The organism is Burkholderia humptydooensis (assembly GCF_001513745.1).
Classification (GTDB): Bacteria; Pseudomonadota; Gammaproteobacteria; order Burkholderiales; family Burkholderiaceae; genus Burkholderia; species Burkholderia humptydooensis.
On sequence record NZ_CP013380.1, the window covers coordinates 1,916,259 to 1,940,950 of the forward strand.

Annotated in this window: 20 protein-coding genes; 10 read left to right on the forward strand and 10 right to left on the reverse strand. The window is 69.7% G+C overall.

Annotated elements, in window-relative coordinates:
- The first annotated feature begins 51 nt into the window (after nt 1-51).
- The 3 genes from AQ610_RS08790 to AQ610_RS08800 are packed head-to-tail and all read left to right on the forward strand — an operon-like array spanning nt 52 to nt 2,953.
- Complete coding sequence (locus tag AQ610_RS08790) at nt 52-1,212, forward strand: ABC transporter ATP-binding protein (protein ID WP_009912180.1); 1,161 nt, start codon at nt 52-54, stop codon at nt 1,210-1,212.
- Nucleotides 1,209-2,138, forward strand: coding sequence for an ABC transporter permease subunit (locus tag AQ610_RS08795; RefSeq protein ID WP_006026916.1), 930 nt, complete (start codon nt 1,209-1,211; stop codon nt 2,136-2,138). Before AQ610_RS08790 ends, AQ610_RS08795 begins: the two co-directional genes overlap by 4 nt.
- Nucleotides 2,135-2,953 (forward strand): ABC transporter permease subunit, encoded by an 819-nt coding sequence (locus AQ610_RS08800; RefSeq protein ID WP_006026915.1) that lies wholly within the window; start codon nt 2,135-2,137, stop codon nt 2,951-2,953. Before AQ610_RS08795 ends, AQ610_RS08800 begins: the two co-directional genes overlap by 4 nt.
- A gap of 51 nt (nt 2,954-3,004) precedes the next feature.
- On the opposite strand, the gene AQ610_RS08805 is transcribed toward AQ610_RS08800, so the two are convergent.
- The 3 genes from AQ610_RS08805 to AQ610_RS08815 are packed head-to-tail and all read right to left on the reverse strand — an operon-like array spanning nt 3,005 to nt 6,490.
- On the reverse strand, nt 3,005-3,811 hold the full coding sequence (locus tag AQ610_RS08805) for a sulfite exporter TauE/SafE family protein (protein ID WP_006026914.1): 807 nt from the start codon (nt 3,809-3,811) through the stop codon (nt 3,005-3,007).
- A gap of 39 nt (nt 3,812-3,850) precedes the next feature.
- The gene (locus AQ610_RS08810) at nt 3,851-5,521 is read right to left on the reverse strand and encodes a bifunctional protein tyrosine phosphatase family protein/NAD(P)/FAD-dependent oxidoreductase (protein ID WP_006026913.1); all 1,671 of its coding nucleotides are present in this window, start codon (nt 5,519-5,521) and stop codon (nt 3,851-3,853) included.
- 45 nt (nt 5,522-5,566) lie between these two features.
- Complete coding sequence (locus AQ610_RS08815; protein ID WP_006026912.1) at nt 5,567-6,490, reverse strand: MBL fold metallo-hydrolase; 924 nt, start codon at nt 6,488-6,490, stop codon at nt 5,567-5,569.
- Between the two features lie 259 nt (nt 6,491-6,749).
- Between AQ610_RS08815 and AQ610_RS08820 the strand changes: the two genes are divergently transcribed.
- The 3 genes from AQ610_RS08820 (at nt 6,750) to AQ610_RS08830 (ending at nt 9,057) form a co-directional block, all read left to right on the forward strand.
- Nucleotides 6,750-8,117, forward strand: a complete 1,368-nt coding sequence (locus AQ610_RS08820) for a sigma-54 interaction domain-containing protein (protein WP_006026911.1) — start codon at nt 6,750-6,752, stop codon at nt 8,115-8,117.
- A 141-nt stretch (nt 8,118-8,258) separates the two neighbouring features.
- A complete protein-coding gene (locus tag AQ610_RS08825; protein ID WP_006026910.1) occupies nt 8,259-8,822 on the forward strand; it encodes a DUF2975 domain-containing protein in 564 nt (187 codons plus the stop codon).
- Nucleotides 8,823-8,832: 10 nt separating this feature from the next.
- A complete protein-coding gene (locus tag AQ610_RS08830) occupies nt 8,833-9,057 on the forward strand; it encodes a helix-turn-helix domain-containing protein (RefSeq protein ID WP_006026909.1) in 225 nt (74 codons plus the stop codon).
- A gap of 41 nt (nt 9,058-9,098) precedes the next feature.
- Here AQ610_RS08830 and AQ610_RS08835 read toward each other — a convergent pair whose 3' ends face one another.
- From AQ610_RS08835 to AQ610_RS08855, 5 genes are all read right to left on the reverse strand, one after another.
- Complete coding sequence (locus AQ610_RS08835) at nt 9,099-10,334, reverse strand: MDR family MFS transporter (protein ID WP_009912187.1); 1,236 nt, start codon at nt 10,332-10,334, stop codon at nt 9,099-9,101.
- 75 nt (nt 10,335-10,409) lie between these two features.
- Entirely contained in the window at nt 10,410-11,438 is a 1,029-nt protein-coding gene (locus AQ610_RS08840) for a MerR family transcriptional regulator (RefSeq protein ID WP_006026907.1), read from the reverse strand.
- Nucleotides 11,439-11,830: 392 nt separating this feature from the next.
- Nucleotides 11,831-13,495: an efflux transporter outer membrane subunit gene (locus tag AQ610_RS08845; protein ID WP_006026906.1), complete on the reverse strand. Its 1,665-nt coding sequence runs from the start codon at nt 13,493-13,495 to the stop codon at nt 11,831-11,833.
- Between the two features lie 2 nt (nt 13,496-13,497).
- A complete protein-coding gene (locus AQ610_RS08850) occupies nt 13,498-16,656 on the reverse strand; it encodes an efflux RND transporter permease subunit (protein WP_006026905.1) in 3,159 nt (1,052 codons plus the stop codon).
- Complete coding sequence (locus AQ610_RS08855; RefSeq protein ID WP_006026904.1) at nt 16,653-17,768, reverse strand: efflux RND transporter periplasmic adaptor subunit; 1,116 nt, start codon at nt 17,766-17,768, stop codon at nt 16,653-16,655. The genes AQ610_RS08850 and AQ610_RS08855 overlap by 4 nt, the downstream gene beginning before the upstream one ends.
- A gap of 205 nt (nt 17,769-17,973) precedes the next feature.
- Here AQ610_RS08855 and AQ610_RS08860 point away from each other — a divergent pair, with 205 nt between their 5' ends.
- A complete protein-coding gene (locus tag AQ610_RS08860; RefSeq protein WP_015600284.1) occupies nt 17,974-18,594 on the forward strand; it encodes a TetR/AcrR family transcriptional regulator in 621 nt (206 codons plus the stop codon).
- Between the two features lie 58 nt (nt 18,595-18,652).
- On the opposite strand, the gene AQ610_RS08865 is transcribed toward AQ610_RS08860, so the two are convergent.
- Both AQ610_RS08865 and AQ610_RS08870 read right to left on the reverse strand, forming a co-directional pair.
- On the reverse strand, nt 18,653-20,392 hold the full coding sequence (locus AQ610_RS08865; RefSeq protein WP_006026902.1) for a ClcB-like voltage-gated chloride channel protein: 1,740 nt from the start codon (nt 20,390-20,392) through the stop codon (nt 18,653-18,655).
- 109 nt (nt 20,393-20,501) lie between these two features.
- Entirely contained in the window at nt 20,502-21,575 is a 1,074-nt protein-coding gene (locus AQ610_RS08870; RefSeq protein ID WP_009912194.1) for a YeiH family protein, read from the reverse strand.
- Nucleotides 21,576-21,683: 108 nt separating this feature from the next.
- Here AQ610_RS08870 and AQ610_RS08875 point away from each other — a divergent pair, with 108 nt between their 5' ends.
- The 3 genes from AQ610_RS08875 to AQ610_RS08885 all read left to right on the forward strand — a co-directional run bounded on the left by AQ610_RS08875 (nt 21,684) and on the right by AQ610_RS08885 (nt 24,631).
- On the forward strand, nt 21,684-22,586 hold the full coding sequence (locus AQ610_RS08875; protein ID WP_006026900.1) for a LysR family transcriptional regulator: 903 nt from the start codon (nt 21,684-21,686) through the stop codon (nt 22,584-22,586).
- A gap of 200 nt (nt 22,587-22,786) precedes the next feature.
- Nucleotides 22,787-23,551 carry an IolE/MocC family protein gene (locus AQ610_RS08880; RefSeq protein WP_006026899.1) on the forward strand — a complete coding sequence of 255 codons (765 nt, stop codon included), beginning with the start codon at nt 22,787-22,789 and terminating at the stop codon, nt 23,549-23,551.
- Nucleotides 23,552-23,641: 90 nt separating this feature from the next.
- Nucleotides 23,642-24,631 (forward strand): sugar kinase, encoded by a 990-nt coding sequence (locus tag AQ610_RS08885; RefSeq protein ID WP_006026898.1) that lies wholly within the window; start codon nt 23,642-23,644, stop codon nt 24,629-24,631.
- The last annotated feature ends 61 nt before the right edge of the window (nt 24,632-24,692 follow it).

The following is a 24,692-nucleotide window of genomic DNA, read 5'->3' on the forward strand; positions in this document are numbered from 1 at the left end:
TGGTGCCCCCGGGGGCTTTGTTCGTCAAACGTAGGAGCACGGCAGCACATCATGAATAGTCAGTCGGGCGTGGCAGTGGCGGGCGCGCCGTCCTATCGGCCTCAGGCGGGCGCCGACGAGCGCGCCGAAAACTTTGTCCAGATCATCGACGTCGTCAAGAAGTTCGGCGAGACCGTCGCGGTGCGCAACGTCGACCTGACCGTGCGCAAGGGCGAGCTGTTCGCGCTCCTCGGCAGCTCCGGCTGCGGGAAGTCCACGCTGCTGCGCATGCTCGCCGGCCTCGAGACGATCACCTCCGGCAAGATCCTGATCGACGGCGAGGACCTCGCGCAGATGCCGCCGTACAAGCGGCCCGTGAACATGATGTTCCAGTCGTATGCGCTGTTCCCGCACATGACGGTCGAGGCGAACGTCGCATTCGGCCTCAAGCAGGAAGGCGTGCCGAAGGCCGAGCTGAAGGAGCGCGTGCGCGACGCGCTCGAGCTCGTGCAGATGGCCCGCTATGCGGGCCGCAAGCCGCATCAGTTGTCGGGCGGCCAGCAGCAGCGGGTCGCGCTCGCGCGCTCGCTCGTCAAGCGGCCGAAGCTGCTGTTGCTCGACGAGCCGATGTCGGCGCTCGACAAGCAGATCCGCCAGCGCACGCAGATCGAGCTCGTCAACATCCTCGAGAAGGTCGGCGTCACCTGCATCATGGTCACGCACGACCAGGAGGAGGCGATGACGATGGCGGGCCGGCTCGCCGTGATGAGCGAAGGCCAGATCGTGCAGATCGGCACGCCGCACGAAGTCTACGAATATCCGAACTGCCGCTTCTCCGCGGAGTTCATCGGCTCGACGAACCTGTTCGAGGGCGTGACCGTCGAGGACGAGCCGGATCACGTGTTCATCGAATCGCCGGATCTGTCGTGCCGGCTGTACGTGAACCACGGGATCACGGGCCCGCTCGGGATGCCGGTCGCGGTGTCGGTGCGCCCGGAGCGCATCGCGCTCACGCGCAAGCCCGCCGACGGCGCGTACAACTGGGGGCGCGGCGTCGTCACGAACGTCGCGTACATGGGCGGCTATTCGCTGTATCACGTCAAGCTCGATTCCGGGAAGACGGTGATCGCGAACGTGTCGAGCCTCGCGATCGCCGATCTCGATTCGCCCGGCTGGGGCGACGAAATCTACGTGCGCTGGAGCGCCGCCGCCGGCGTGGTGCTCACGTCATGAACGCGCTTTCGTCGTTCTTTGCGTGGCCGGTCAGGAAGTTCGGCCTGACGGGCCGCACGGCCGTGATCGCGGGCCCGTTCTTCTGGCTCGTGCTGTTCTTTCTCGTGCCGTTCATCCTCGTCGTCAAGATCAGCTTCGCCGAGCTGCAGCTCGGCATTCCGCCGTACACGGAGCTCACGTCGTTCGCCGACGGCGTGCTCGGCATCAAGCTGAACCTGCAGCACTACGCGTTCCTGTTCAGCGACAGCCTGTACTTCGCGACCTACGTGAACTCGGTCGTCGTCGCGGCGGTCACGACGCTGCTGTGCCTGCTGATCGGCTATCCGATGGCGTACTACATCGCGCGCTCGAACCCGGGCACGCGCAACCTGCTGATGATGGCGGTGATGCTGCCGTTCTGGACGTCGTTCCTGATCCGCGTGTACGCATGGATCGGGATCCTGAAGAACAACGGGCTGCTGAACAACTTCCTGATGTGGACGGGGCTCATCAGCGCGCCGATCGAGCTGTACCGGACGAACGTCGGCGTCTACATCGGCATGGTCTATTCGTACCTGCCGTTCCTCGTGATGCCGCTCTACGCACACCTCGTGAAGATGGACCTGCGCCTGCTCGAAGCCGCGTACGATCTCGGGGCGAAACCGTGGAAGGCGTTCGTGCAGATCACGCTGCCGCTGTCGAGGAACGGGATCATCGCGGGCTGCCTGCTCGTGTTCATTCCGGCCGTCGGCGAGTACGTGATTCCGGAGCTGCTCGGCGGCGCGAACACGCTGATGATCGGCCGCGTGATGTGGAACGAGTTCTTCAACAACGCGGACTGGCCGATGGCGTCGGCCGTGACCTGCGCGATGGTGCTGCTGCTCCTCGTGCCGATGGCGATGTTCCAGCACTTCCAGGCGAAGGAGCAGGAGGGCCGCCGCCGATGAGGCCGAATCGCTATCTGCAGGTGCTGATGCTCGCGATCGGCTTCGCTTTCCTCTATATCCCGATCGCGAGCCTCGTCGTCTATTCGTTCAACGAGTCGAAGCTCGTCACCGTCTGGTCAGGCTTCTCGACGCGCTGGTATGCGGCGCTCGTCGAGGACGACGAGTTGATCGCGGCCGCGTGGCTTTCGCTGAAGATCGCGGTGATGACCGCGTTCGCGTCGGTGTTCATCGGCACGTGGGCGGGCTTCGTGCTCGCGCGGATGGGCCGCTTTCGCGGCTTCGCGCTCTACAGCGGGATGATCAACGCGCCGCTCGTGATTCCCGAGGTGATCCAGGGCATCTCGCTGCTGCTGCTGTTCATCGAGCTCGGCAAGTGGTTCGGGTGGCCCGCCGGCCGCGGGATGTTCACGATCTGGCTCGGCCATGTGATGCTGTGCATCTCGTATGTCGCGATCATCGTGCAGTCGCGCGTGCGCGAGCTGAACCCGTCGCTCGAGGAGGCCGCGCTCGATCTCGGCGCGACGCCGTTCCGGGTGTTCTTCTCGATCACGCTGCCGCTGATCTCGCAGGCGCTCGTGTCGGGCTGGCTGCTGTCGTTCACGCTGTCGATCGACGATCTGGTGCTGTCCGCGTTCCTGTCCGGGCCCGGCTCGACGACGCTGCCGCTCGTCGTGTTCTCGCGCGTGCGCCTCGGCCTCAATCCGGAGATGAACGCGCTCGCGACGCTCTTCATCGTCGCCGTGACGATCGGCGTCGTGGGGGCGAACTACGTGATGCAGCGTCAGGAAAGAAAGAGGATGGCCGAAGCCGTCTGACGCGGCCGGCACGCTCCGGCTTTTGCCGCGCCGCGTGCGCCGCGCGCGGCGTCAGAAGCCGAGCGCCGCTTTCGCGAGCAGCCCGGCCGCGACGCACGCGAGCGCGGCCGCAAAGCCCATCTGCACGTGCCGCGCGGACACGAAGCGCGACACCCAGCGCCCGGCCGCCATGCCGAGCGCCGTCGTCACGGTGAACCACAACGTGACGTCGAGCGGCGCGGGCGTGCCGCTCACGATCGTCGCGATCACGCCGCCCGTGCCGACGAGCGCGATCACCATCAGCGACGTCGCGACGATGCCGTGCATCGTCACGTTCGTGAACTTGCGCAGCATCGGCACGATCACGAAGCCGCCGCCGACGCCGAGCAGGCCCGTCATCAGCCCCGTGAGCGCGCCCGTCGACGCGAGCGCGATGCCGGCCGGCCAGGACCAGACGAGGCGCCCCGTATCCGGGTTGATGCGGCCGACGCATAGCGGCGAGCGGGCCGGCTCGCCTGCGGCATGCGCGAGCGCGTGGCGCAACAGGCGCACCGCGACGATCAGCATCACGAGCGCGAAGAGCGCGAGCAGCACGCGCTGCGGGAGCACGTGCGCGAGGCGCACGCCGAGCGCCGTCAGCGGCACGCCGGCCGCGGCCATCAGGAACGCCGCGCGATAGCGCACGAGCCCGCGCCGAAAGCCTTCGAGCGCGCCGAGCGCGGCGCTGCCCGCGACCGCGACGAGCGCGACGGGCGTCGCCTGCTGCATCGGCCAGCCCATTCCGACGACGAGCGCGGGCACGGCGAGAATGCCGCCGCCCGCTCCCGTCAATCCCAGCACCGCGCCGACGATGCTGCCCAGCACCAGAGAAATCAGCATGCTTCGTTGTTCCGGACGAGGGTCATCGAAGGGCGGCGATCAGCCGGCGATCTCGGGCTTCGCGAGCCATTCGCGGCCCTTGAGCATCGCCTGCCAGTAGAGCGGCGGCAGCAGCCGCTCCTTGAGCAGCCACGCGAGCCGTGACGGGCGCTTGCCGTCGATGAGCCATGCGGGGAAGGTCGGCGCGACCTTCCCGCCGTACAGGAACTCGGCGAGCACGATCTTGCCGCGCTCGACGGTCAGCGGGCACGAGCCGTAGCCGTCGTAGGTCGCGTCGCCGTGGGCCTTGCCGAGCGCGGCGAGCACGTTGTGCGCGACGACGGGCGCTTGCTTGCGCGCGGCGGCCGCGGTCTTCGCGTTCGTCGTGTTCGTCACGTCGCCGAGCGCGAACACGTCCGCGTGGCGCCGGTGGCGCAGCGTCGCCGGATCGACGTCGATCCAGCCGGCCGCGTCGGCGAGCGGGCTCGCGCGCACGAAATCGGGCGCCTTCTGCGGCGGCACGACGTGGATCATGTCGAATTCGCGCGTGACGGTCTCGGCGCCGCCTTCCGGCAGCGTGCGCGCGAACGTCGCGCGCTTGCGCTCGCCGTCGATCGCGATCAGGTTGTGGCCGAAATTCAGCGCGATGTCGTAGCGCTTCACGTATTCCATCAGCGCCGGCACGTAATCGGCGACGCCGAAGAGCGCCGCGCCCGCATTGAAGAACTCGATGTCGATGGTGTCGAGGCGTTTCGTGCGCCGCCAGTGGTCGGCCGACAGATACATCGCCTTTTGCGGCGCGCCCGCGCACTTGATCGGCATCGGCGGCTGCGTGAACAGCGCGCGGCGGCCGGCGAACGCGCGCACGAGCTGCCACGTGTACGGCGCGAGATCGTAGCGATAGTTCGACGTGACGCCGTTCTTGCCGAGCGTCTCGGGCAGGCCTTCGATGCCGTGCCAGTCGAGCTTCAGCCCCGGGCAGACGACGAGCTGCCGGTAGCGCACGAGCCGGCAGCCGTCGAGCACGACCGTGTGCGTATCGGGCTCGAACGCGGCGACAGCGGCCTTGATCCAGTGCACGCCGCGCGGCAGCACGGCGGCCATCTGCCGCGCGGTCGTCTTCGGCTGGAACACGCCCGCGCCGACCATCGTCCAGCCGGGCTGGTAGTAATGGGTGTCGGCCGGATCGATGACGGCGATGTCGAGCGAGCGCTCGCGCGCGAGCAGGCTCGACGCGACCGCGATCCCCGCCGCGCCCGCGCCGACGATCACGATGTCGTGGCTTGCCTCGACGGTTTGCGTCGCCGCGCTCTGGCTGCGCTGCATGATCCGGCGGCCGAGCGCGGCGAGGTCGTAGCCGGCCGCGCGGCCCGTGGCGACGATGTCGTTCAGCGGACGCAGGCCCGCCTGCGACAGCCCCCACAGCGTCGCCGAGCGCATGCCGGTGCGGCAGTACGCGAGCGCGGGCGAGGCGAGCGTGCCGAGCAGCGCGCCGAACTGCTCGCCTTGCGAATCGGTGACTTTGCCCGAGTCGACGGGCAGATAGTGGACCGCGATGCCGAACGGCTTCGCGGCCGCGTCGATCTCGGCGACGGTCGGCTGGTCGGGGCCTTCGCCGTCCGGCCGGTTGCAGACGATCGAGAGAAAGCCGGCCTGCGCGATCGCGGGCAGATCGGCGGCGACGAGCTGGGGAGAGACCGACAGCGTGTCGGTCAGCTTGCGGATTTCCATGGTTGGCGTGTCGTATGTGTCGTGTCGTCGTTGGGGCGGGCAGGCTCAGATCGCGTCGAGCGGGATCTTCAGGTAGCGCACGCCGTTGTCCTCGGGCTCGGGCAGGCGTCCCGCGCGCATGTTGACCTGCACCGAAGGCAGCATCAGCACCGGCATGTCGAGCGTCGAATCGCGCACGGTGCGCATCGCGACGAAATCGTCCTCGGTGACGCCGTCGTGGATGTGCACGTTCTCGCGCCGCTCGTCGGCGACGGTGCTCGCGTACTGGACCGCGCGGCCGTTCGGCTGATAGTCGTGGCACATGTACAGGCGCGCCTCGGGCGGCAGGCTCAGCACCTTGCGGATCGACCGGTACAGCGTGCGCGCGTCGCCGCCGGGGAAGTCGCAGCGCGCGGTGCCGTAGTCGGGCATGAAGAGCGTGTCGCCGACGAAGGCGGCCATCTCGTGCACCTCGTGCACCTCGTGCGCCTCGTGCGCGTGGGGTGCGTCATGTCGTGCCGCTCGCCCTTCGGCGACGACGTAGGTCATGCATGCGGGCGTGTGGCCCGGCGTGTGCATCGCGCGAATCGAGAGCGCGCCGAGCGCGAGCGTGTCGCCATCGTCGAGCAGGCGATCGAACTGGCGGCCGTCGCGCGAGAACGCGGGCCCCGCGTTGAACAGCGCGCCGAACACATCCTGCACGCGCGTCACGTGGCGCCCGATCGCGATCTCGCCGCCGATCTGCGCCTTCAGGTATGGCGCGGCCGACAGATGGTCGGCATGCACGTGCGTTTCGAGCAGCCAGCGCACGCGCGCGCCGAGCGCCGCGACGCGCGCGATCAGTTGGTCCGCGCTCGCGGTGCGCGTGCGGCCGGATTTCGGATCGTAGTCGAGCACGCTGTCGATCAGCGCACATTCGCCGCTGCCGGAATCGAGCAGCAGATAGCTGATGGTGCACGTCGCCGGATCGAAAAAGCCTTCGACGGTCATCGTGGACGCTGTTGTCACGAGGTTTCTCCTGGAGCCGATTCATCGAGATGGCGATCGTTCGAACAAGAACCGTGCCAAGCCGACAGAATTGCCGATCGCCGGGCGCAGGTACTTGATTCAAATCGTGTTTTGTTTCGATGCAGCGCACTGCGCGCCGCCGCGCGGACGGTATTCGTCCCGGTTCGCTGCCATGATTGGCAGTTCGATGGCAGAATTGGCAGTCAGCGTGGCCGCGGGCCGCGCAGCCGGAGCTCAACGCATGGATCAGCACGACGTCATCCCGATCGTTCCTGTCTCGCCGCCCGACGTGAGCGGGCTCGTGTCGTACCTCGAGCAGGACCCGCAGCCGATGATCGTGCTCGATCCGTCGTACCGGGTCCTCGCCGCGAACGCCGCGTATCAGCGGCAGTTCGGGATCGCCGGCGAGGCGCACGTCGGGCGGCGCTGCTATCAGGTGTCGCATCGCTACGACGTGCCGTGCGACCAGGCGGGCGAGCACTGCCCGATGAAGCAGGCGGCCGAATCGCGCAGCCTGAACCGCGTGCTGCACATCCATCACACGCCGCGCGGGCCCGAGCACGTCGACGTCGAGCTGCGGCCGATCTTCGATGCGCGCGGCGCGGTGATCGCGTACGTCGAGCGGCTGACGACCGTGCGCAGCGCGTCGGCGAAGCCGAGCGGCGAGGGGCTCGTCGGCGGCTCGGACGCGTTCAACGCGGCGCTGTCCGCGCTGCAGCGGGTCGCGCCGGCGATGCTGCCCGTGCTGCTGCTCGGCGAATCGGGCACGGGCAAGGAGCTGTTCGCGCGTGCGCTGCACGAGGCGAGCTCGCGCGCGATGGGGCCGTTCGTCGTCGTCGATTGTTCGGGGATCGCCGAGACGCTGTTCGAAAGCGAGCTGTTCGGCTACGAGAAGGGTGCGTTCACCGGCGCGGCCGCGCGCAAGCCCGGCCTCGTCGAGACCGCGCAGGGCGGCACGCTGTTCCTCGACGAAATCGGCGACGTGCCGCTGTCGATGCAGGTGAAGCTGCTGCGCCTCATCGAATCGGGGACGTTCCGGCGGGTGGGCGGCGTCGAGGTGCTGCGCGCGGATTTCCGGCTCGTCGCGGCGACCCACAAGCCGCTCAAGGCGATGATCGGCGACGGCCGGTTCCGGCCGGACCTGTACTACCGGATCAGCGCGTATCCGATCCCGCTGCCCGCGGTGCGCGAGCGGCCGGGCGACATGCCGCTCCTCGTCGATTCGATCCTGCGCCGGATCGCGGCGCTCGGGCCTGTGGCCGGGCAGCGCTTCACCGTTGCGCCCGACGCACTCGCGCGGCTCGAAGCGTATGCATGGCCGGGCAATATCCGCGAGCTGCGCAACGTGCTCGATCGCGCATGCCTGCTCGCGGACGACGGCGTGATTCGCATCGAGCATCTGCCCGACGAGGTCGCGCGCGCGGGCGATGCGTGCGCGGAGCCGGGCGCAGAGCCTGGCGCGCCGGCGAAGCTGTCCGACGACGAGCTCGCGCGGATCGCGCGCGCGTTCGGCGGCACGCGGCGCGCGCTCGCCGAGCGCGTCGGGATGAGCGAGCGCACGCTGTACCGGCGGCTGCGCGCGCTCGGGATCGCGACGCGGGACGCGTGAAAGCGGCCCGGGCCGCTCGTCGCTTGCGATGCGATACATGAATCGCGACAAATAATAAAATTTCTACAATCATTAATGATTGTTTTACGATAAAAACAACGCTAGAATCCGGGCCGTGATCCCCATCGTCGAGGAATTCCCATGCACTCCGATCGTGTCGCCCGTCTCAGCCAGCGGATGGCTGCCGTCACCCTCTGCTTCATCGTCGCGATGATGCTGCTCAACGCCGCGTGCTGGGCGTTTCCGTCGCTGAACGCGGTGAAATCGGGCGCGGGTCTCGGATTCGGCCTGACCGATTCGCTGATCGCGGGCCTGAACGCCGACGTCGCCGCGTTTCCGTGGTGGCAGAAGGCGGGCGGCATCGTGCTGTCGAGCGTGCCGCTCGTCGCGCTCGCGAGCGGCCTGCGTCATCTGCGCGAGCTGTTTCGCACGTATGCGCGCCGCGAATACTTCTCGGCCGAGGCCGCCCGCCATCTCGGCAAGACGGGGCGCGCGGTCGGCGCGTGGGTCGTGCTGAGCGTGCTGTGCGAGCCGCTCCTGAGCGTGTGGGCGACGATGCGCGAGCCCGTCGGGCATCGCGTCGTCACGCTGGGCTTCGGCCTGCCGTACGTCGTCGCGCTGTTCACCGCGGCCTGCATCGCGGTCATCGCGCACATCCTGCAGCACGCGAGCGAGCTCGACGCCGAGCACCGGCAGTTCGTCTGAGGCGCGCGCCATGCCGATCATCGTCAAGCTCGACGTGATGCTCGCGATCCGCAAGGTCCGCTCGAAGGATCTTGCCGCGGCCGTCGGCATCACCGAGCAGAATCTGTCGCTGCTCAAGCAGGGCAAGGTCAAAGGCATCCGTTTCGCGACGCTCGAGGCGATCTGCCGGCATCTCGATTGTCAGCCCGGCGATCTGCTGACATTCGAAGGCGAGCCGGGCGCCGATGCGGGGTGACGCGGCACACGGGCAGCCGGCGGGCGGGATCGTCAGCGTCGTCAGCGACTCCGGACTTCGAACCGGCGCTGCGGCGCGGGCTCGATCCGCGCGCCGGCGACGAACATGAGCAGGCTGAGCAGCGCGACGAAGCCCATGCCGTAGAACATCGCGCCGCCGCCGTAATGCAGCAGCACGAGGCCGCCTAGCCAGGGGCCGAGCAGGTTGCCGACGTTGCTGAGCGAATGCGCGCCGTAGTAGATGCCGCGCATCGGCTCCGGCGTGATGCTGTCGAGGACCGCGTATTCCGACGGAATGAGCAGCACTTCGCCCCATGTGAAGACGACCATCGATGCGACGAGCGCGGTCATGTTCGGCGAATTCGCGAAGCCGGCCGCGCCGGTCGCGAGCAGGATCGCGCCGAGCGTGAGCGACGCGAACGGCCCGCGCCGCTCGCCGATGCGGTTCAGCAGCGGCTGGCTCGCGACGACCGTGACCGCGTTCGTGCTCATCAGCCAGGCGAACATCTCGAGTCCGTCGTCGAACGCGCCGATCAGGTATTGCGAGAACGTGACCGACATTTCGCCGTGCACGGCGATCGCGAGCATGCTGCCCGCGGTGAAGAGAACGAGGCGCCGGTCGGCCCCGACGATGCGCAGCTTCACGGCGAGCGGCAGGCCGGACGCCGCTGCTTCGTGCGGCGCACGGCGACGCGCGAGCCGGGCCGTGGCGGCATGGATGGCGATCGAGAACAGCAGGTAGACCGCGCCCGTGACGAGAAACACGGGCGACTTGTCGAGCAGGCCGAGCGACGCGCCGGCGAGCGGCCCGATTGCGAAGCCGACGTTGATCGCCACGTAGCGTCGCGCGAACGCGCGCAGCCGCTGTTCGGGCGGGAGACTGTCGCTGAGGGCCGCCTTCGAGACCGGCTCGTAGAACGCGCTCGCGAGATTGATGAAGAGGTTGACGGCGAAGACCTGCCACGCATTGGCCGCGAAATGAAGCGCGGCGAACGACACGCTTGATGCGAGCAGGCAGCCCGTCAGCACCTTGCGCCGGCCGAGCACGTCGGACAGATGGCCGCCGAAGAAGCCGCCGAGCGTGCCGACGAGCGCGCCCGAGCCGAGCAGCAGGCCGATCGTCGCCGCGTCGAGCCTCATCCGTTCGTGCAGATAGATGGCGAGAAACGGCAGGCTCATCGCGCGGGCCATCACGACGAAGCCGGTGCCGACAATGAGCAGCCAGACGAGGCGCAGTTGTTCGATGCGCCGTTTTGGGAATGCCTGTCGTTCTTGCATTTGTCGTTCTTGCATGATTGTGTGATGGGGCGGCAGGAGCGGGAAGGGAACCGCAAGCCGCATTGTTGCCGCCCGTCAGCGCGCCTGCGCGAGATTGCGCATCGCGTCGCGGATGAAGTCGAGCAGCGTCTCGTCGGCCCATGTGCCCGCCAGCAGCTCGGGGTCGGTCGTCTGCGCCCGGATGAACTTCGCCTGCGTGTCGGGATCGTCGCCCGCGTAGCTGCGGAACAACTCGCGCCAGCGCCGCGCGAGCGCGCGCCCCTCCGGCGAAGCGGGCGACGCGCCCGCATCGATCGCATCGCGCACGTCGGCCATCAGTTGCGGCCACTCCATCGCGTGCTTGCCGTAGTTCGCGCGCATGAAGCGGGCCTCGTCGGGCGACAGGTGGCGCTCGTAGATCCGCATCTTCGTTTCCGCAAACGCGCGCAGCACGTAATCGCGCAGCGCGGGCGAGATGCCGATGTGCGCCTGCATCGACGGCTCGCGCTCGTGCATCAGATTCAGCTTCGCGAGGAAGCGCGGGTCGCCGTTCGTGTCGCGCACGAGCATCGTCATCCAGCGGATCGACAGCGCGCGCACGCGCTCGTCCTCGGGCGCGACGCCCGCGTCCATCAGCGCGCGCGCGTCGTCGACGAGGGCCGTCCATTCCGGGGCCGGTGCATGGCCGTTGCGGTACATCGGCAGGCGCGCGAGTTCCTCTTCGGAAAAATAATGGTCGTACACGGTCATTAACTCCAGGGTGTTGAGCCAGTCGGCCAGCTCGGGCTGCGCACCGTCGACGAGATCGCGCCGCAATTGCACGAGGCGCTCGCGCAGCCGCGCCGCCTGCTCGATCTGCCGGTCGAGCATCGCGATCTGCCGCGCGACGATCGACGTGAGCGGCGTGCCGGGCTGGGCCAGGTAGGCGCCGACGTCGGCGAGCGCGAGGCCGAAACGGCGCAGCGCCTGGATCTGGTGGAGCCGGGCGATGTCGCTGCGGTCGTACAGCCGATAGCCGTTGTCGGCGCGCGCCGAAGGTTTGAGCAGGCCGATCGCGTCGTAGTGGTGCAGCGTGCGGACCGTCAGTCCGCTGTGTTTCGCCAGTTCTCCGATCTTGAGCAGCATCCTTGGCCTCCGTTTCATGCGCACCGTGGAGGATGAAACCTTACGCTACGTGAGGGTCAAGCGGAATCGGCGGCCGAGGCCGCGCAACGGACGCAACGGACGCAACGGACGCGGGAGCGGCGCGAAAGAAGCGTGTGGACGGAGGAGGCGGGGCGAATCGTGCGGCCGCCGCGTGCGATGCGCGGCGCGCTTGATCGTTCGATTCGTTCGATCCGTTCGACGCGAGCGCCGCGGGTTGCGCCGCGCGCGGCGTTTGCGCGCGCGCGAATTTCACGAGGGACGGTGCGGCGCAGCGCGAAACATGGCGAAGCGCGCATCCGGGCGCGCTTCGCGCCAGTCCGCGAGTGCATCGGACCTGGCCCGGCCGGCCACGCGGTGCGCGCCCGCCGCGCTTATCGCGCGGCGGCCTGCGTGCGCAACGCGCGTTCGGCGCTCGCCGCCGCGTGCGCGTCGACGATGGCCGGCGCTGCGCCGGCGGTCTCCGAGGCCTGGATCTTGCCGACCGCGTCGACCTTGCCGGGCGCGCTCGCCCCGCTCGCGCGCGCCGCGTCCTTCGCGTCCTTGCCGTCGTCGGTCGGCGTGCCCATCGCCTGAAAAAGCCGCGCGGTATCGACGAGCCGCGCGCCCGTCGCGCGGATCTCGTCGAGCCGCGCGTTGCGGTACTGCTGTTCGCTCGCGCGCGCGGCCGATGGCGGCAGCGCGCCGAGCCGCACGCGCGCCGCGGTGTCGTCGAACGCGCCGCGCGCGGCGACGGCCGAGCGGTTCGACGCGTCGAGCGCGCCCGCGTCGTTGTCGAGCGCGGCGAGCCTGTCGGCGACGTCCTGGAACGCGGCGAGCACCGTCTGCCTGTACTGGTCGACGGCCGCGTCGTAGGTCGCGCGCGCCGCGCGGCGCTGCGCGAGCAGCGCGCCGCCGTGGAAGAGCGGCTGCGTGAGCGATGCGCCGACGCTCCAGATCGCGCCCGCGCCCGACAACATCGCGGGCCAGTTGAAGCCCGCGTGCCCCATCGACGCCGACAGCGACAGTTGCGGGAACATCTGCGCGGTCGCGACGCCGACTTCGGCCGCGGCCGCCTGCAATCCGGCTTCGGCGGCGCGGATGTCGGGCCGCGTCTGCAGCAGCGTCGACGGCACGACGACGGGCACGTCCTGCGGCAGCCGCATGTCGGCGAGCGCGAGATCGGCGGGCGCCGCGTCCGGCGTGCGGCCGAGCAGCACGGCGAGCGCGTGGCGCGTCGTCTGCCACTGCTGGCGCAGCGCGGGCAGGCTCGCCTCGAGCGCCGCCGCGCTCTGCTGCGCGTTCAGCATGTCGGTGCGCGACGCCGCGCCGAGCCGATGGCGCGCGGCCGCGTCGTTCGCCTGCTCGCGCGCGAGCGTGACGAGCCGCTCGGTCGTCGCGACCTGCTCGGCGAGCGCGGCCGACGTGACGGCGGCCGTGACGATGTTCGCGGCGAGCGCGCGCCGCGTGGATTCGAGCTGGTACGCGTTCATGTCGACGCGCTTCGCCAGCGCGCGGTTCGCGAAGCGCGCGGCGCCGAACAGGTCGAGCGTGTAGCTCGCCTGCAACTGGCCCGCGAACACGTTGTAGAGCACCGTCTGCGGGCCGAACGTCGGCACGCCGAGCGCGCGCTGGCGCGTCGCCTGGCCGCCCGCGTCGATCGACGGCAGCAGCGAGCTGCCGATCTGCGCGCGCAACTGCTCGCGCGCGGCGCTCAGGCTCTTTTCGGCGGCGGCGAGCGTCGGGCTGTTGCGCAGACCCTCGTCGACGAGTGCGTCGAGCGCGGGCGACCGGTAGCGCTTCCACCAGTCGGGCACCGGCTGCGCGCCGATGTCGAAGCGCTGCGCGACCCCTTGTGCGGCGGCCGTGCGCTCGGGCAGCGGCGTTGCGCCGTAATGCGCGGGCGACGGCATCGCGGGCGGCGCGTCGCTCGGCGCGAACAGCGAGCAGCCGGCCGTCGCGCCCGCCAGCGCGAGCGCGGCGGTCAGGGCGCTCGCGCGCGGCGCGACGCGGGCCGCGATCGGCAGCAGGGACGGCAACGAAGGAATCGAAACGCGCATGGTCAGGCTCCCGAAGGCGTGGCGGGCGGCTCCGGATCGCGCTCGTCCGGCTTCACGCGGAACCACGCGGCATAGAGCGCCGGCAGGAAGAAGAGCGTGAGCACGGTCGCGCTCGTGATGCCGCCCATCAGCGCGGTCGCCATCGGGCCGAAGAAGTTCGAGCGCAACAGCGGAATCAGCGCGAGCACGGCGGCCGCGGCCGTCAGCGTGATCGGCCGGAAGCGCCGCACGGTCGCGCCGACGATCGCGTCGAAGCGGCCGTGCCCGGAGGCGATGTCCTGCTCGATCTGGTCGACGAGAATCACCGAGTTGCGCATGATGATCCCGAACATCGCGATCACGCCGAGCATCGCGACGAAGCCGAACGGCTTGCCGAACAGGAGCAGCGTGCCGACGACGCCGATCATCCCGAGCGGCGCGGTCAACACGACCATCAGCACGCGCGAGAAGCTCTGCAACTGGATCATCAGGAGCGTCAGCACGGCGATCACCATCAGCGGCATCTGCGCGTTGATCGACGTCTGGCCCTTCGCGCTTTCCTCGACGGAGCCGCCGATCTCGATCCGGTAGCCGACGGGCAACTGCGCGCGCAGCGCGTCGAGCTTCGCGTTGATCGCATGCGTGACGTCGATCCCTTGCGCGCCCGCCGTCACGTCGGACTGCACGGTGATCGTCGGCTGGCGGTCGCGCTCCCAGACGACGCCGTACTCGAGCGTGTCGTGGAAGCGCCCGAGCGAGCCGAGCGGCACGGGGCCGCCCGGCGTCGGCATCGCGAGGCTCGCGAGATTCGCCGGGTCGACGCGCTGCGCGCGCGGCGCGCGCAGATCGACGGCGATCAGCTTGTCGCGCTCGCGGTATTGCGTGACCGTCGTGCCGGACAGCGTCATCGCGAGGAAGCTCGCGACGTCCTGCGAGCTCACGTTCAGCTCGCGCGCCTTGTGCTGGTCGAGCTCGAAGCGCACCGAGCGCTCGGCGGGCTCGTCCCAGTCGAACTGGACGTTGGTCGCGCGCGCGTCGGCGCGCATCGTCGCCGCGACCTTCTCCGAGATCGCGCGCACGCTCGCGATGCTGTCGCCGCTCACGCGGAACTGCACCGGATAGCCGACGGGCGGGCCGTTCTCGAGCCGCGAGATCCGCGTGCGCACCGCCGGGAACTGGTCGCGCAGCACGCTCGCGAGCCAGGCCGAGAGCTTCTCGCGTTGCTCGACCGATTTCGCGGTGATCACGAACTGGGCGAAGTTCGGCAATTGCAGTTGCTGATCGAGCGGCAGGTAGAAGCGCGGCGCGCCGGAGCCGACGAAGTTCACCGCGTGATCGATCTCCGGCCGTTTCTCGATCAGCTTCTCGAAGCGCTCGGCCTGCTTGAGCGTCGCGTCGAACGACGCGCCTTCGGGCAGCCGCAGGTCGACGAGCAGCTCGGGGCGGTCCGAGCTCGGGAAGAACTGCTGCGGCACGAGCGAGAAGCCCGCGAGCGCGACGACGAACAGCGCGATCGTGATCGCGAGCACGACGAAGCGCCGCTCGATGCACCACTTGATCCACACGCGCAGCCGCGTGTAGAAGCGCGTGTCGTAGATGTCGTGGCCGTGCTCGTGGCCGTGCGCGGCGTCGGGCACGTGCGGCGCGCCGCCTGCGGCGTGTTTCGACGGATGCTTGCGCTCGGGCAGCATGTGGTAGCCGAGGAGGGGGATCAGCACGACCGCCGCGAACCACGACGCGATCAGCGCGATCGCCGACACCTCGAAGATCGAGCGCGTGTATTCGCCCGTGCTCGACTTCGCGAGCGCGATCGGCAGAAAGCCGGACACCGTGACGAGCGTGCCCGTGAGCATCGGAAACGCGGTGCTCGTGTACGCGAACGCGGCGGCGCGCGCGCGGCTGAAGCCCTGTTCGAGCTTCACGGCCATCATCTCGACCGCGATGATCGCGTCGTCGACGAGCAGGCCGAGCGCGAGCACGAGCGTGCCGAGCGACACCTTGTGCAGCCCGATGTCGAACAGATACATGAAGAGCGCGGTGACGGCGAGCACGACGGGGATCGAGATCACGACGACCATCCCGGTGCGCAGGCCGAGCGACACGAGGCTCACGATCAGCACGATCGCGACCGCCTCGGCGACCGCCTCGAGGAAGTCGTCGACCGAGCGCGACACCGCGTGCGGCATGCTCGACACTTCGGTGAGCTTGAGGCCCGCCGGCAGTTGCGCCTGCAGCGCCTTCGAGCTCGCGTCGAGCGCCTTGCCGAGCCGGATCACGTCGCCGCCCGGCTGCATCGTGACGCCGATGCCGAGCACCGCGCGGCCGTTCGATCGCATCTGCGTGACGGGCGGGTCGTCGTAGCCGCGCTTGATCGTCGCGAGGTCGCCCAACCGGAACGTGCGGCCGTTCACGCGGATCAGCGTGTCGGCGATCGCGTCGACGCTCTCGTACTGGCCGCTCGGCCGGATGAACACGCGATCGTGCGTGGCCGTGAGCACGCCCGGCGACGACACGTCGTTCTGCGCGTTGATCGCCTGCGCGATCTGCTGCGGCGAGATCCCGAGCCGCGCAAGCCGCGTGTTGTCGATCTCGACGAAGATCCGCTGGTCGGGGTCGCCGAAGTAGTCGACCTTCGCGACGCCCGGCACGCGCAGCAGCACGACGCGCAACTGGTCCGCGTAGTCGTGCAGTTGCGCGGGCGAGAAGCCGTCGCCTTCGAGCGTGTAGATGTTCGTGTAGACGTCGCCGAATTCGTCGTTGAAGAACGGGCCCTGGACGCCGGGCGGCAGCGTCATCGAGATGTCGCCCACCTTCTTGCGCGCCTGGTACCAGGTTTCCGGCACGTCCTTCACGGGCGCCGAATCCTTCATCGCGAAGAAAAGCAGCGATTCGCCGGGCCGCGAGTAGCTGCGCAGATAGTCGATCGCGGGCATTTCCTGCAGCTTGCGGCCGATCCGGTCGGTGACCTGCTCCTGCACCTGGCGCGCGGTCGCGCCGGGCCAGAACGTGCGGATCACCATCACGCGGAACGTGAACGGCGGGTCTTCCGATTGCGCGAGACGCGAGTAGGCGAGGATGCCCGCGATCGTCGCGAGCGCGATCAGGTAGATGACGAGCGCCTGATGACGCAGCGCCCACGCGGACAGGTTGAAGCGTCCGCCTTCTTCTCGGCCCGCCATCATGACGCGACATCCTCCGGGTGCAGCGGCGGCACCGCGCGCACCTTCTCGCCCGCGCTCACCGTATGCACGCCTTGCAGCACGACGCGCTCGCCCGGCTGGATTCCGCCCGACACAGTCACCGTGCGCTCGTTGTAGCGGACGATGTCGACGCGGCGCAGCTCGAGCGTGTCGTCCTGCTTGCGCACGACCCACAGCGCGGGCGCGTTGCCCGCGTGGAAGAGCGCCGTGGACGGCAGCGTGAAGCGCGTCTGCGCGCTCGCGTTGTCCGATGCGCCGGACGAGAACGCGACGTTCGCGGTCATCCCGAGCCGCACCGCGGCGTCGGGCTGCGCGAGCGTGAGCTTTACGCGGTACGTGCGGCTTTGCGGATCGGCGGCGGGCGCGATCTCGCGCACGCGCGCGTCGAACGCGCGGCCGGGCAGCGCCGGCAGCGTGACGCGCGCCGCGTGGCCCGGCGTGAGGAGGGGCAGCTCGCTTTCCGGCGCGTCGGTGACGACGTCGACGTCGCCCGACCACGCGAGCTGATAGACCGGCTGGCCGGCGGACACGTTCTGCCCGGTGTCGGCCTGCTCGGCGGTGATGTAGCCCGCGTGATCGGCGACGAGCGTCGCGTACTGCAACTGGTTCTTCGCGAGCGCGAGCTGCTGCGCGGCCTGGTCGCGCTGCGCGCGCGCGGACGCGTAGGCGTTCTCGGTCTGCTCGAGCTGGGCGGGCGCGATCAGGCTCTCGCGCGACTGCGCGCGGTCGCGCTCGAGCTGCTGCTGCGCGAACGTGAGCGCGTGCGTCGCGGCGTCGAGCTGCGCCTGCGCGCTCGCCGCGTTCTTCGCGACGTCGGACGTGTCGAGCAGTGCGACGATCTGGCCTGGCTTCACGGCGTCGCCGAGGCGCACCTTGCGCTCGACGATCTTGCCGGCGATGCGGAACGACAGCGGCGTCGCATAGCGCGGCTGGATCTCGCCGGGCAGCGACACGGCGGCGGCGGCGCCGTCCGCCCGGGCCGGCACCGCGACGACGGGGCGCGGCGCGCTCGGCGCGGCTTCCTTGCGGTGACAGGCGGCAACGATGAGCGCGACGCCGATCAGCAGCGCGGCGCGAGAACCGGAACGATTCACGGTGACCCCTCGAACAGGAGAAAACGGAAAAACCGGCAAGCCGGATGCGCTTGCCCGGCGTCGTGCGCGGCAAAAACAAAACAGGCAAAACAATCGGCGCGCACGTTGCCGACTTGTTGACAAAAACTTGGCTGAATTCTAATACGGGGTTGTATCTGAATGCAAAGATGTTTTGATTCGCGAGAAGATGCTAGACTTCCCGGCCATGAAGCCAATCCGCCTGACTCGAGAACAAAGCAAGGATTTGACGCGCGAGCGTCTGCTGAGCGCTGCGCACGCCACATTCACGAAGAAGGGGTACGTGGCGACGAGCGTCGAGGACATCGCGTCGGCGGCGGGCTACACGCGCGGCGCGTTCTATTCGAACTTTCGCGGCAAGGCCGAGCTGCTGCTCGAGCTGCTCAGGCGCGATCACGAAGAGGCGGAAGCGGATCTGCAAAAGATCTTCGAGAGCGGCGGCACGCGCGAGCAGATGGAGGCGCACGCGCTCGAGTATTACAGCCAGTTCTTCCGCAACAGCCCGGCGTTCCTGTTGTGGGGCGAAGCGAAGCTGCAGGCGACGCGCGACGCGAAGTTCCGCGCGCGCTTCAACGAGTTCGTGAAGGAAAAGCGCGACCGCTTCACGCACTACATCCTGACGTTCGCCGACCGCGTGGGCACGCCGCTCCTGCTGCCCGCCGACGTGCTCGCGCTCGGGCTGATGAGCCTGTGCGACGGCGTGCAGTCGTACCACGCGGCCGATCCGAGACACGTGACGGGCGATACCACGCAGCAGGTGCTCGCCGGCTTCTTCGCGCGCGTCGTGCTCGGGCGCGCGCCGGACTGACGGCGGCCGCGCCGCGTTCGGCTTGCTTTTCCGGCGCGCCTGTCGCGGGCGAGATCGATCAGCGTTCGAGATCCATGTTCATCCGGCGATACGCATCGAGGAGCGACGTCTTGTAGACGACGCCCGCGAGCGTCGGATCGTCCACGCGCTCGACAACGGGCAGCCGCTCGCCCTGGAACTGCATGAAGTGCTCGAGCGCGGTGCCGATCGGCATGTCGGGGGTGAGGAGCGGAAACGGCGTATGCAGGTAGTTCGCCGCGCGCTTGTGCGTGGTGTCGCGCTTCTCGAGCAGATCGGACGTGATGTCCTTCAGCGCGACCGCGCCGCGAAACCGCCCGGCGTCATCCGTCACGTACAGGTACTTGACCGGATATTCGAGAAACACGCGCGTCATGTCGGCCACGCTCGCCGTGAGCGGCACGACGGTCGCGGCAGGCTGGATCAGGTCACGCATCTGCGCGGCGCGCAGGCGCGTGCGCGCCTCGTCGTCGCGGTGGCGGCGCAGCGTGATCTCGTACATCGAGGTCTTGCCGAGCGCGCGCGCCGCGAAGTACGCGACGACGCACGACATCATCAGCGGCAGCACGACCTGGTAGCTCAGCGTCATCTCGAAGATCATCAGGATCGCCATCAGCGGCGCCTGCGTCGCGCCCGCGAGGAACGCGCCCATGCCGACCATCGCATACGCGTACCACGCGGATACGTGCCCGGGCATGAGCGCGTGCAGCGCGATGCCGAACAGCGAGCCGACCACCGCGCCGACGAAGAGCGTCGGCGTGAAGATCCCGCCGACCGCGCCGGAGCCCGCCGTCGCGGCGGTCGCGATCAGCTTGAAGACGAGCACCGCGACGAGCGCCTGCCAGGTCCACGGCGCATGCAGGATCGCGTTGACGACGCTGTAGCCGTTGCCCCAGACGTCGGGCACCCACACCGAGATCACGCCGACGACGAGGCCGCCCGCCGCGAGCCGCACGGGCAGCGGCGCGGGCAGGCGCTTGAACTGCGTCTTCGACAGATCGAGCAGGCGCAGGAACTGCGGCGCGGCCGCGCCGCACAAGAGGCCCAGCGCGACGAAGAGCAGCACTTCCCAGCCGGCGACGGCCGGAAACACCGGCATTTGATAAGGCGGCTTGTAGCCGGCGAACTCGCGCATCACGATGTTCGCGACCACCGATGCGACGACGACGGGCCCGAAGCTCTCCATCGCGATCGAGCCGAGCACGATCTCGCAGACGAAGAACGCGCCCGCGATCGGCGCGTTGTACGCGGACGTGATCCCGGCCGCCGCGCCGCACGCGACGAGCAGGCGCAGCCGCGGCGGATCGAAGTGCGCGAAGCGTCCGACGAGCGACGCGGCGAGCGCCGCGAGCTGCACCATCGGGCCTTCGCGGCCGATCGAGCCGCCGCTGCCGATCGTGAGCAGCGACGACGCGCTGCGCCAGAGGCTCTGCCGCACCGGCACGATGCCGTCGCCGAGCGCGACGGCTTCCATGTAGTCGGTCTTGCTTTCCTTGCGCGCGCCGCGCTGCGCGACGAGCAGCACGCAGCCCGCGAGAAAGCCGCCGGCGGCGGGCAGCCAGAACCGCACCTGCCACGGCAGGCGCTTCGCCATTTCGGTGAAGCTGCCGCTCGTGCCGGAGATCGCGTGCTGGATCAGCTCGATGCCTTCGCGGAACGCGACCGTCGCGAGCGCGCCGCCGATGCCGACGATCACCGACCACACGAGCATCGTATGCGCGTCGGAAAGTCGGAACAGGGTTTGCGCGCGGGTGCGCAGCTTGAGCAGGAACGAGAGCACGACGGACGAGGCTCGGCGGATGAAATCGAGCGGAAGAATAGCATCGCGCCGCGTGCGCGGGGCAGACCCGGCGCACGCGGCGCGGCGGCGCGAGGAGGCGCGCGGCGGCTCAGCCAAGCCAGCGCTCCGTCGCGACGACGATCGCATAGCCGCCGAAGATCAGCCACGCGTACAGGATGAAGCCCGTCATCAGCGCGCGGGGCCCGGCCGCGCGGATCTGCGACATCCGCGTCTCGATGCCGAGCGCCGTCATCGCCATTGTCAGCGCGAACGTGTCGAGCGCGTTGAGCGTGCCGATCGCGGCGGCGGGCAGCATCTGCAGCGAATTCACGACGACGAAGCCGAGGAAGCCGAGCGCGAACCACGGCACCGCGAGCCTGCGGGGCGCGCCGTGGCCCGTTGCCGCCGATTGGCGGCGCGCCGAGCGGGCGAGCCACGCGCCGAGCACGAGCAGCACCGGCACGAGCAGCATCACGCGGGTCATCTTGACGATCGTCGCGACGCGCGCGACTTCCGGGCCGACGTCGCTCGCCGCGCCCACCACCTGCGCGACCTCGTGGATCGTGCCGCCGAAGAAGAGGCCCAGGCCCGTGGCGTCGAGGTGCAGCCAGCCGGCGCGGTACGCGAGCGGGTACGCGAACATCGACAGCGTGCCGAACAGCACGACGCTGCCGACCGCCATCGCGCTCTGATGCGGCTTCGAGCGCAGCGTCGATTCGAACGCGAGCACCGCGGCCGCGCCGCAGATCGCGCTGCCGGCGGCGGTCAGCAGCGCGGTGTCGCGGTCGAGCTTCATCAGCTTGATGCCGGCCCAGGTGCCGACGGCGAGCGTGCTCGCGACGACGAGCGCCGACACCGCGAGCCCCGGCACGCCGACCTGCGCGATTTCCTGCAGGCTCACGCGCAGCCCGAAGAACGCGACGGCGATCCGCAGCAGCTTGCGCGCGGAGAAATCGACGCCGGCCGCCCAGCTCGCGGGCATGCCGTCGCGCAGCAGGTTGCCGTAGAGCGCGCCCGCGATGATCCCGACGATGAGCGGGCTCAGGCCGAAATGCGCGACGGCGGGCAGTTGCGCGACGCTCGTGACGGCGAGCGCGAACAGGCCGACGAACAGGATGCCGTTGAGCCGACCGCGCATCGACGGCGCGGCGGCGCTGAGCTGGGGTGAGGTAAGCGTGGACATGGCTTCGTTCGTTTTTGTGGTGACGGGCCTAATCCTAAATTGGTTATATCGATATGAAAAATCGTCATTTATCGTGTAAAGTATCCGGAAATCCGATATTTCAGGCCGATGACCCCAGATCAACTGATAACGTTCGCCGCAGTCGCCGAGCACCGGAACATCAGCCGCGCGGCGCTCGCACTGCATCTGTCGCAGCCCGCGGTGTCCGGCCAACTGCGCCAGTTGCAGGACGAATTCGGCGAGCCGCTATACCAGCGCGACGGGCGCGGCGTGCGCCTCACGCCGGTCGGCGAGGCGCTCGCGCGCCATGCGACGCAACTGCGCGACACGTTCGCGCAGGCGCGCGCGTACCGCGACGCGGTGCGCGGGCTCGAGCGCGGCACGCTGCGGATCGGCGCGAGCACGACGCCCGCGAGCTATCTGCTGCCGTATCTGCTCGCCGCGTTCCAGCCGCTTGCGCCGGACGTCGCGATCCAGACGATGAGCGGCAACACGTCGGACGTCGTTGCGTCACTCGCGTCGCTCGACATCGCGCTGATCGAAGGGCCGCCCGGCGACGCGCTGCCGGCCGGCACGACGGTGCACGCATGGCGCGAGGACGAGATCGTCGCGATCGTGCCGGCGTCGCATCCGCTCGCCGCGCGCGGCGAGCCGGGCCGCGCGCGCGCGACGCTCGCCGCGCTCGCCGCGTATCCGCTCGTGCTGCGCGAGGCGGGCTCGGGCGTGCGCCAGCTCGTCGAGCGCGCGTTTGCGCGCGCGGCGACGCCGCTGACGGTCGCGTTCGAGATCGCGGGCGTCGAGGCGGTGAAGGAGGCGGTGCGCGCGGGGATGGGCGTCGGCTTCGTGTCCGCGATGTCGCTGCGGCACGACGACGCGGCGCTCGCGATGGTGTCGATCGCGCCCGAGCCGCTCACGCGCCATTTCTCGATTCTCGTTGCGCACGGCGCGGCGCCGTCGCGCGTCGCGACGCGCTTTCTCGAGCTGTGCGTCGCGCAGGCCGAGCCGGCCTGACGAACGGCGCGGAGCGCGGCGAGGGCGCCGGCGGCACGCCGTTTGCCCACGGTCGATGCCGAAGGTTCGCCGGCCCGTGCCTAGGGATTTCCTCTATGGTTCGCTTCAGGTGCTCGGCGCACCATTCGTCCATTAACGAATGGAACCGGTTCCATTGCCGTGTTCCGACGAAACCCCGGCCGAGGAGGAGGCAAACCAGCATGGTCGACATCGTGATCGTCGCGAGCGCGTTCGGCGCGGATGCGGTGCGCCGCGCGGGCCATCGCGCATTCGTCGCCGCGGCGGCCGACGCGGGCGCCGCCGGCTTCGAGGTGCGCGGCGAGCTGTTCGCGTCGAGCGGCGACGCGTCCGCGCCCGCGCTGGCGGAACTCGGCCGCGCGATCGTCGCGGCCGGGCTGTGGCCGGTGTACTCGACGCCCGCGACGCTCTATGCGGACGACGGCGGCCTGAACCGCGACGCGCTCGCCGCAGCGCTCGCGCAAGCCGACACGCTCGGCGCGCGCTTCGTCAAGTTCCAGTTGGGCGGCTTCGCCGCCGATCCGCACGCGGCCGAGCTCGCCGACGCGACGCGCGGCGCGCGCGCCCGCGTGCTGGTCGAGAACGGCCAACTGCGGCGGGGCGGCGCGCTCGCGCAATTCACGGCGCTGTTCGCCGCGCTGCGCGACGCGCGCCGCCCGGCGCTCGTCGGCATGACGTTCGACATCGGCAACTGGCTATGGGCGGGCGAGGCGCCGCTTGCGGCCGCGCGCGCGCTCGCCGCGCACGTCGAATACATCCATTGCAAGGCGGTCGACGGCGAGGGCGCGCGCCGCTTCGCGATCGCGCCTCCGCCCGGCGACCGCTTCTGCGACGACGCGCTCGCGCTGCTGCCGCGCGCGGCGCCGCGCGGGATCGAATTTCCGCTCGACGCGGCGCGCGTGGCCGACGACGCGGCGGCGCGCGTCGCGTGGCTCGCGGCCGCATGAAACCCACCCACCGGCGCCCGGCTCGGCTAAGCTCGACGCTTACGCCGACGCCAGGCCGTTGATCGTTGATCGAAGGAGTCAGCCCACACCATGCAAGCCCCGCTCGACGTCGTCACCTATGGCGAAGCGATGGCGATGTTCGTCGCCGCCGAACCCGGCCCGCTCGACAGCGCGACGCAATTCACGAAGCGCATCGCGGGCGCCGATCTGAACGTCGCGATCGGCCTGGCGCGCCTCGGTTTCCGGGTCGGCTGGGTGAGCCGCGTCGGCGCCGATTCGTTTGGCCGCTACGTGCTCGACACGCTCGCGCGCGAGCACGTCGACGCGTCGTGCGTGACGGTCGACGCGCGCTATCCGACGGGCTTCCAGTTGAAGTCGCGCGCGACCGACGGCGCGGACCCGACCGTCGAGTATTTCCGCAAGGGCTCGGCCGCGAGCCGCCTGTCGCTCGACGACTACGCGCCCGGCTACGTGCTCGGCGCGCGCCACCTGCATCTGACGGGCGTCGCGCCCGCGCTGTCCGATTCGTCGCGCGAGCTCGCGTTCCATCTCGCGCGCACGATGCGCGCGGCTGGCAGGACGGTGTCGTTCGATCCGAACCTGCGGCCGACACTGTGGCCGTCGCCGGAAGCGATGGCGAGCACGCTGAACGCGCTCGCCGCGCACGCGGACTGGGTGCTGCCCGGGCTCGCCGAAGGGCGCCAGTTGACGGGCCTCGGCACGCCCGCCGACATCGCGCGCTTCTACCTCGCGCAGGGCGCGCGCGGCGTGATCGTCAAGCTCGGCGCGCAGGGCGCGTACTTCCGCACGGCCGACGGCTGCGAGGGCACGGTCGCGGCCGAGCGCGTCGAGCACGTCGTCGACACGGTCGGCGCGGGCGACGGCTTCGCGGTCGGCGTCGTGAGCGCGCTGCTCGAGGGCCGCGCGATCGGCGACGCGGTGGCGCGGGGCAACCGGATCGGCGCGCTCGCGATCCAGGTGATCGGCGATTCGGAAGGACTGCCGACGCGCGCGGCGCTCGATCGAATCGAAAATCTGAGCAATGCGCGGGATCGCCTAGAGGCGCCGCTCGCGCGATAAACCGCCTGTCCCGTCGCAGGACGGGCACAATCGCGGCGAATCCCGCGTTTCATACGGCGCC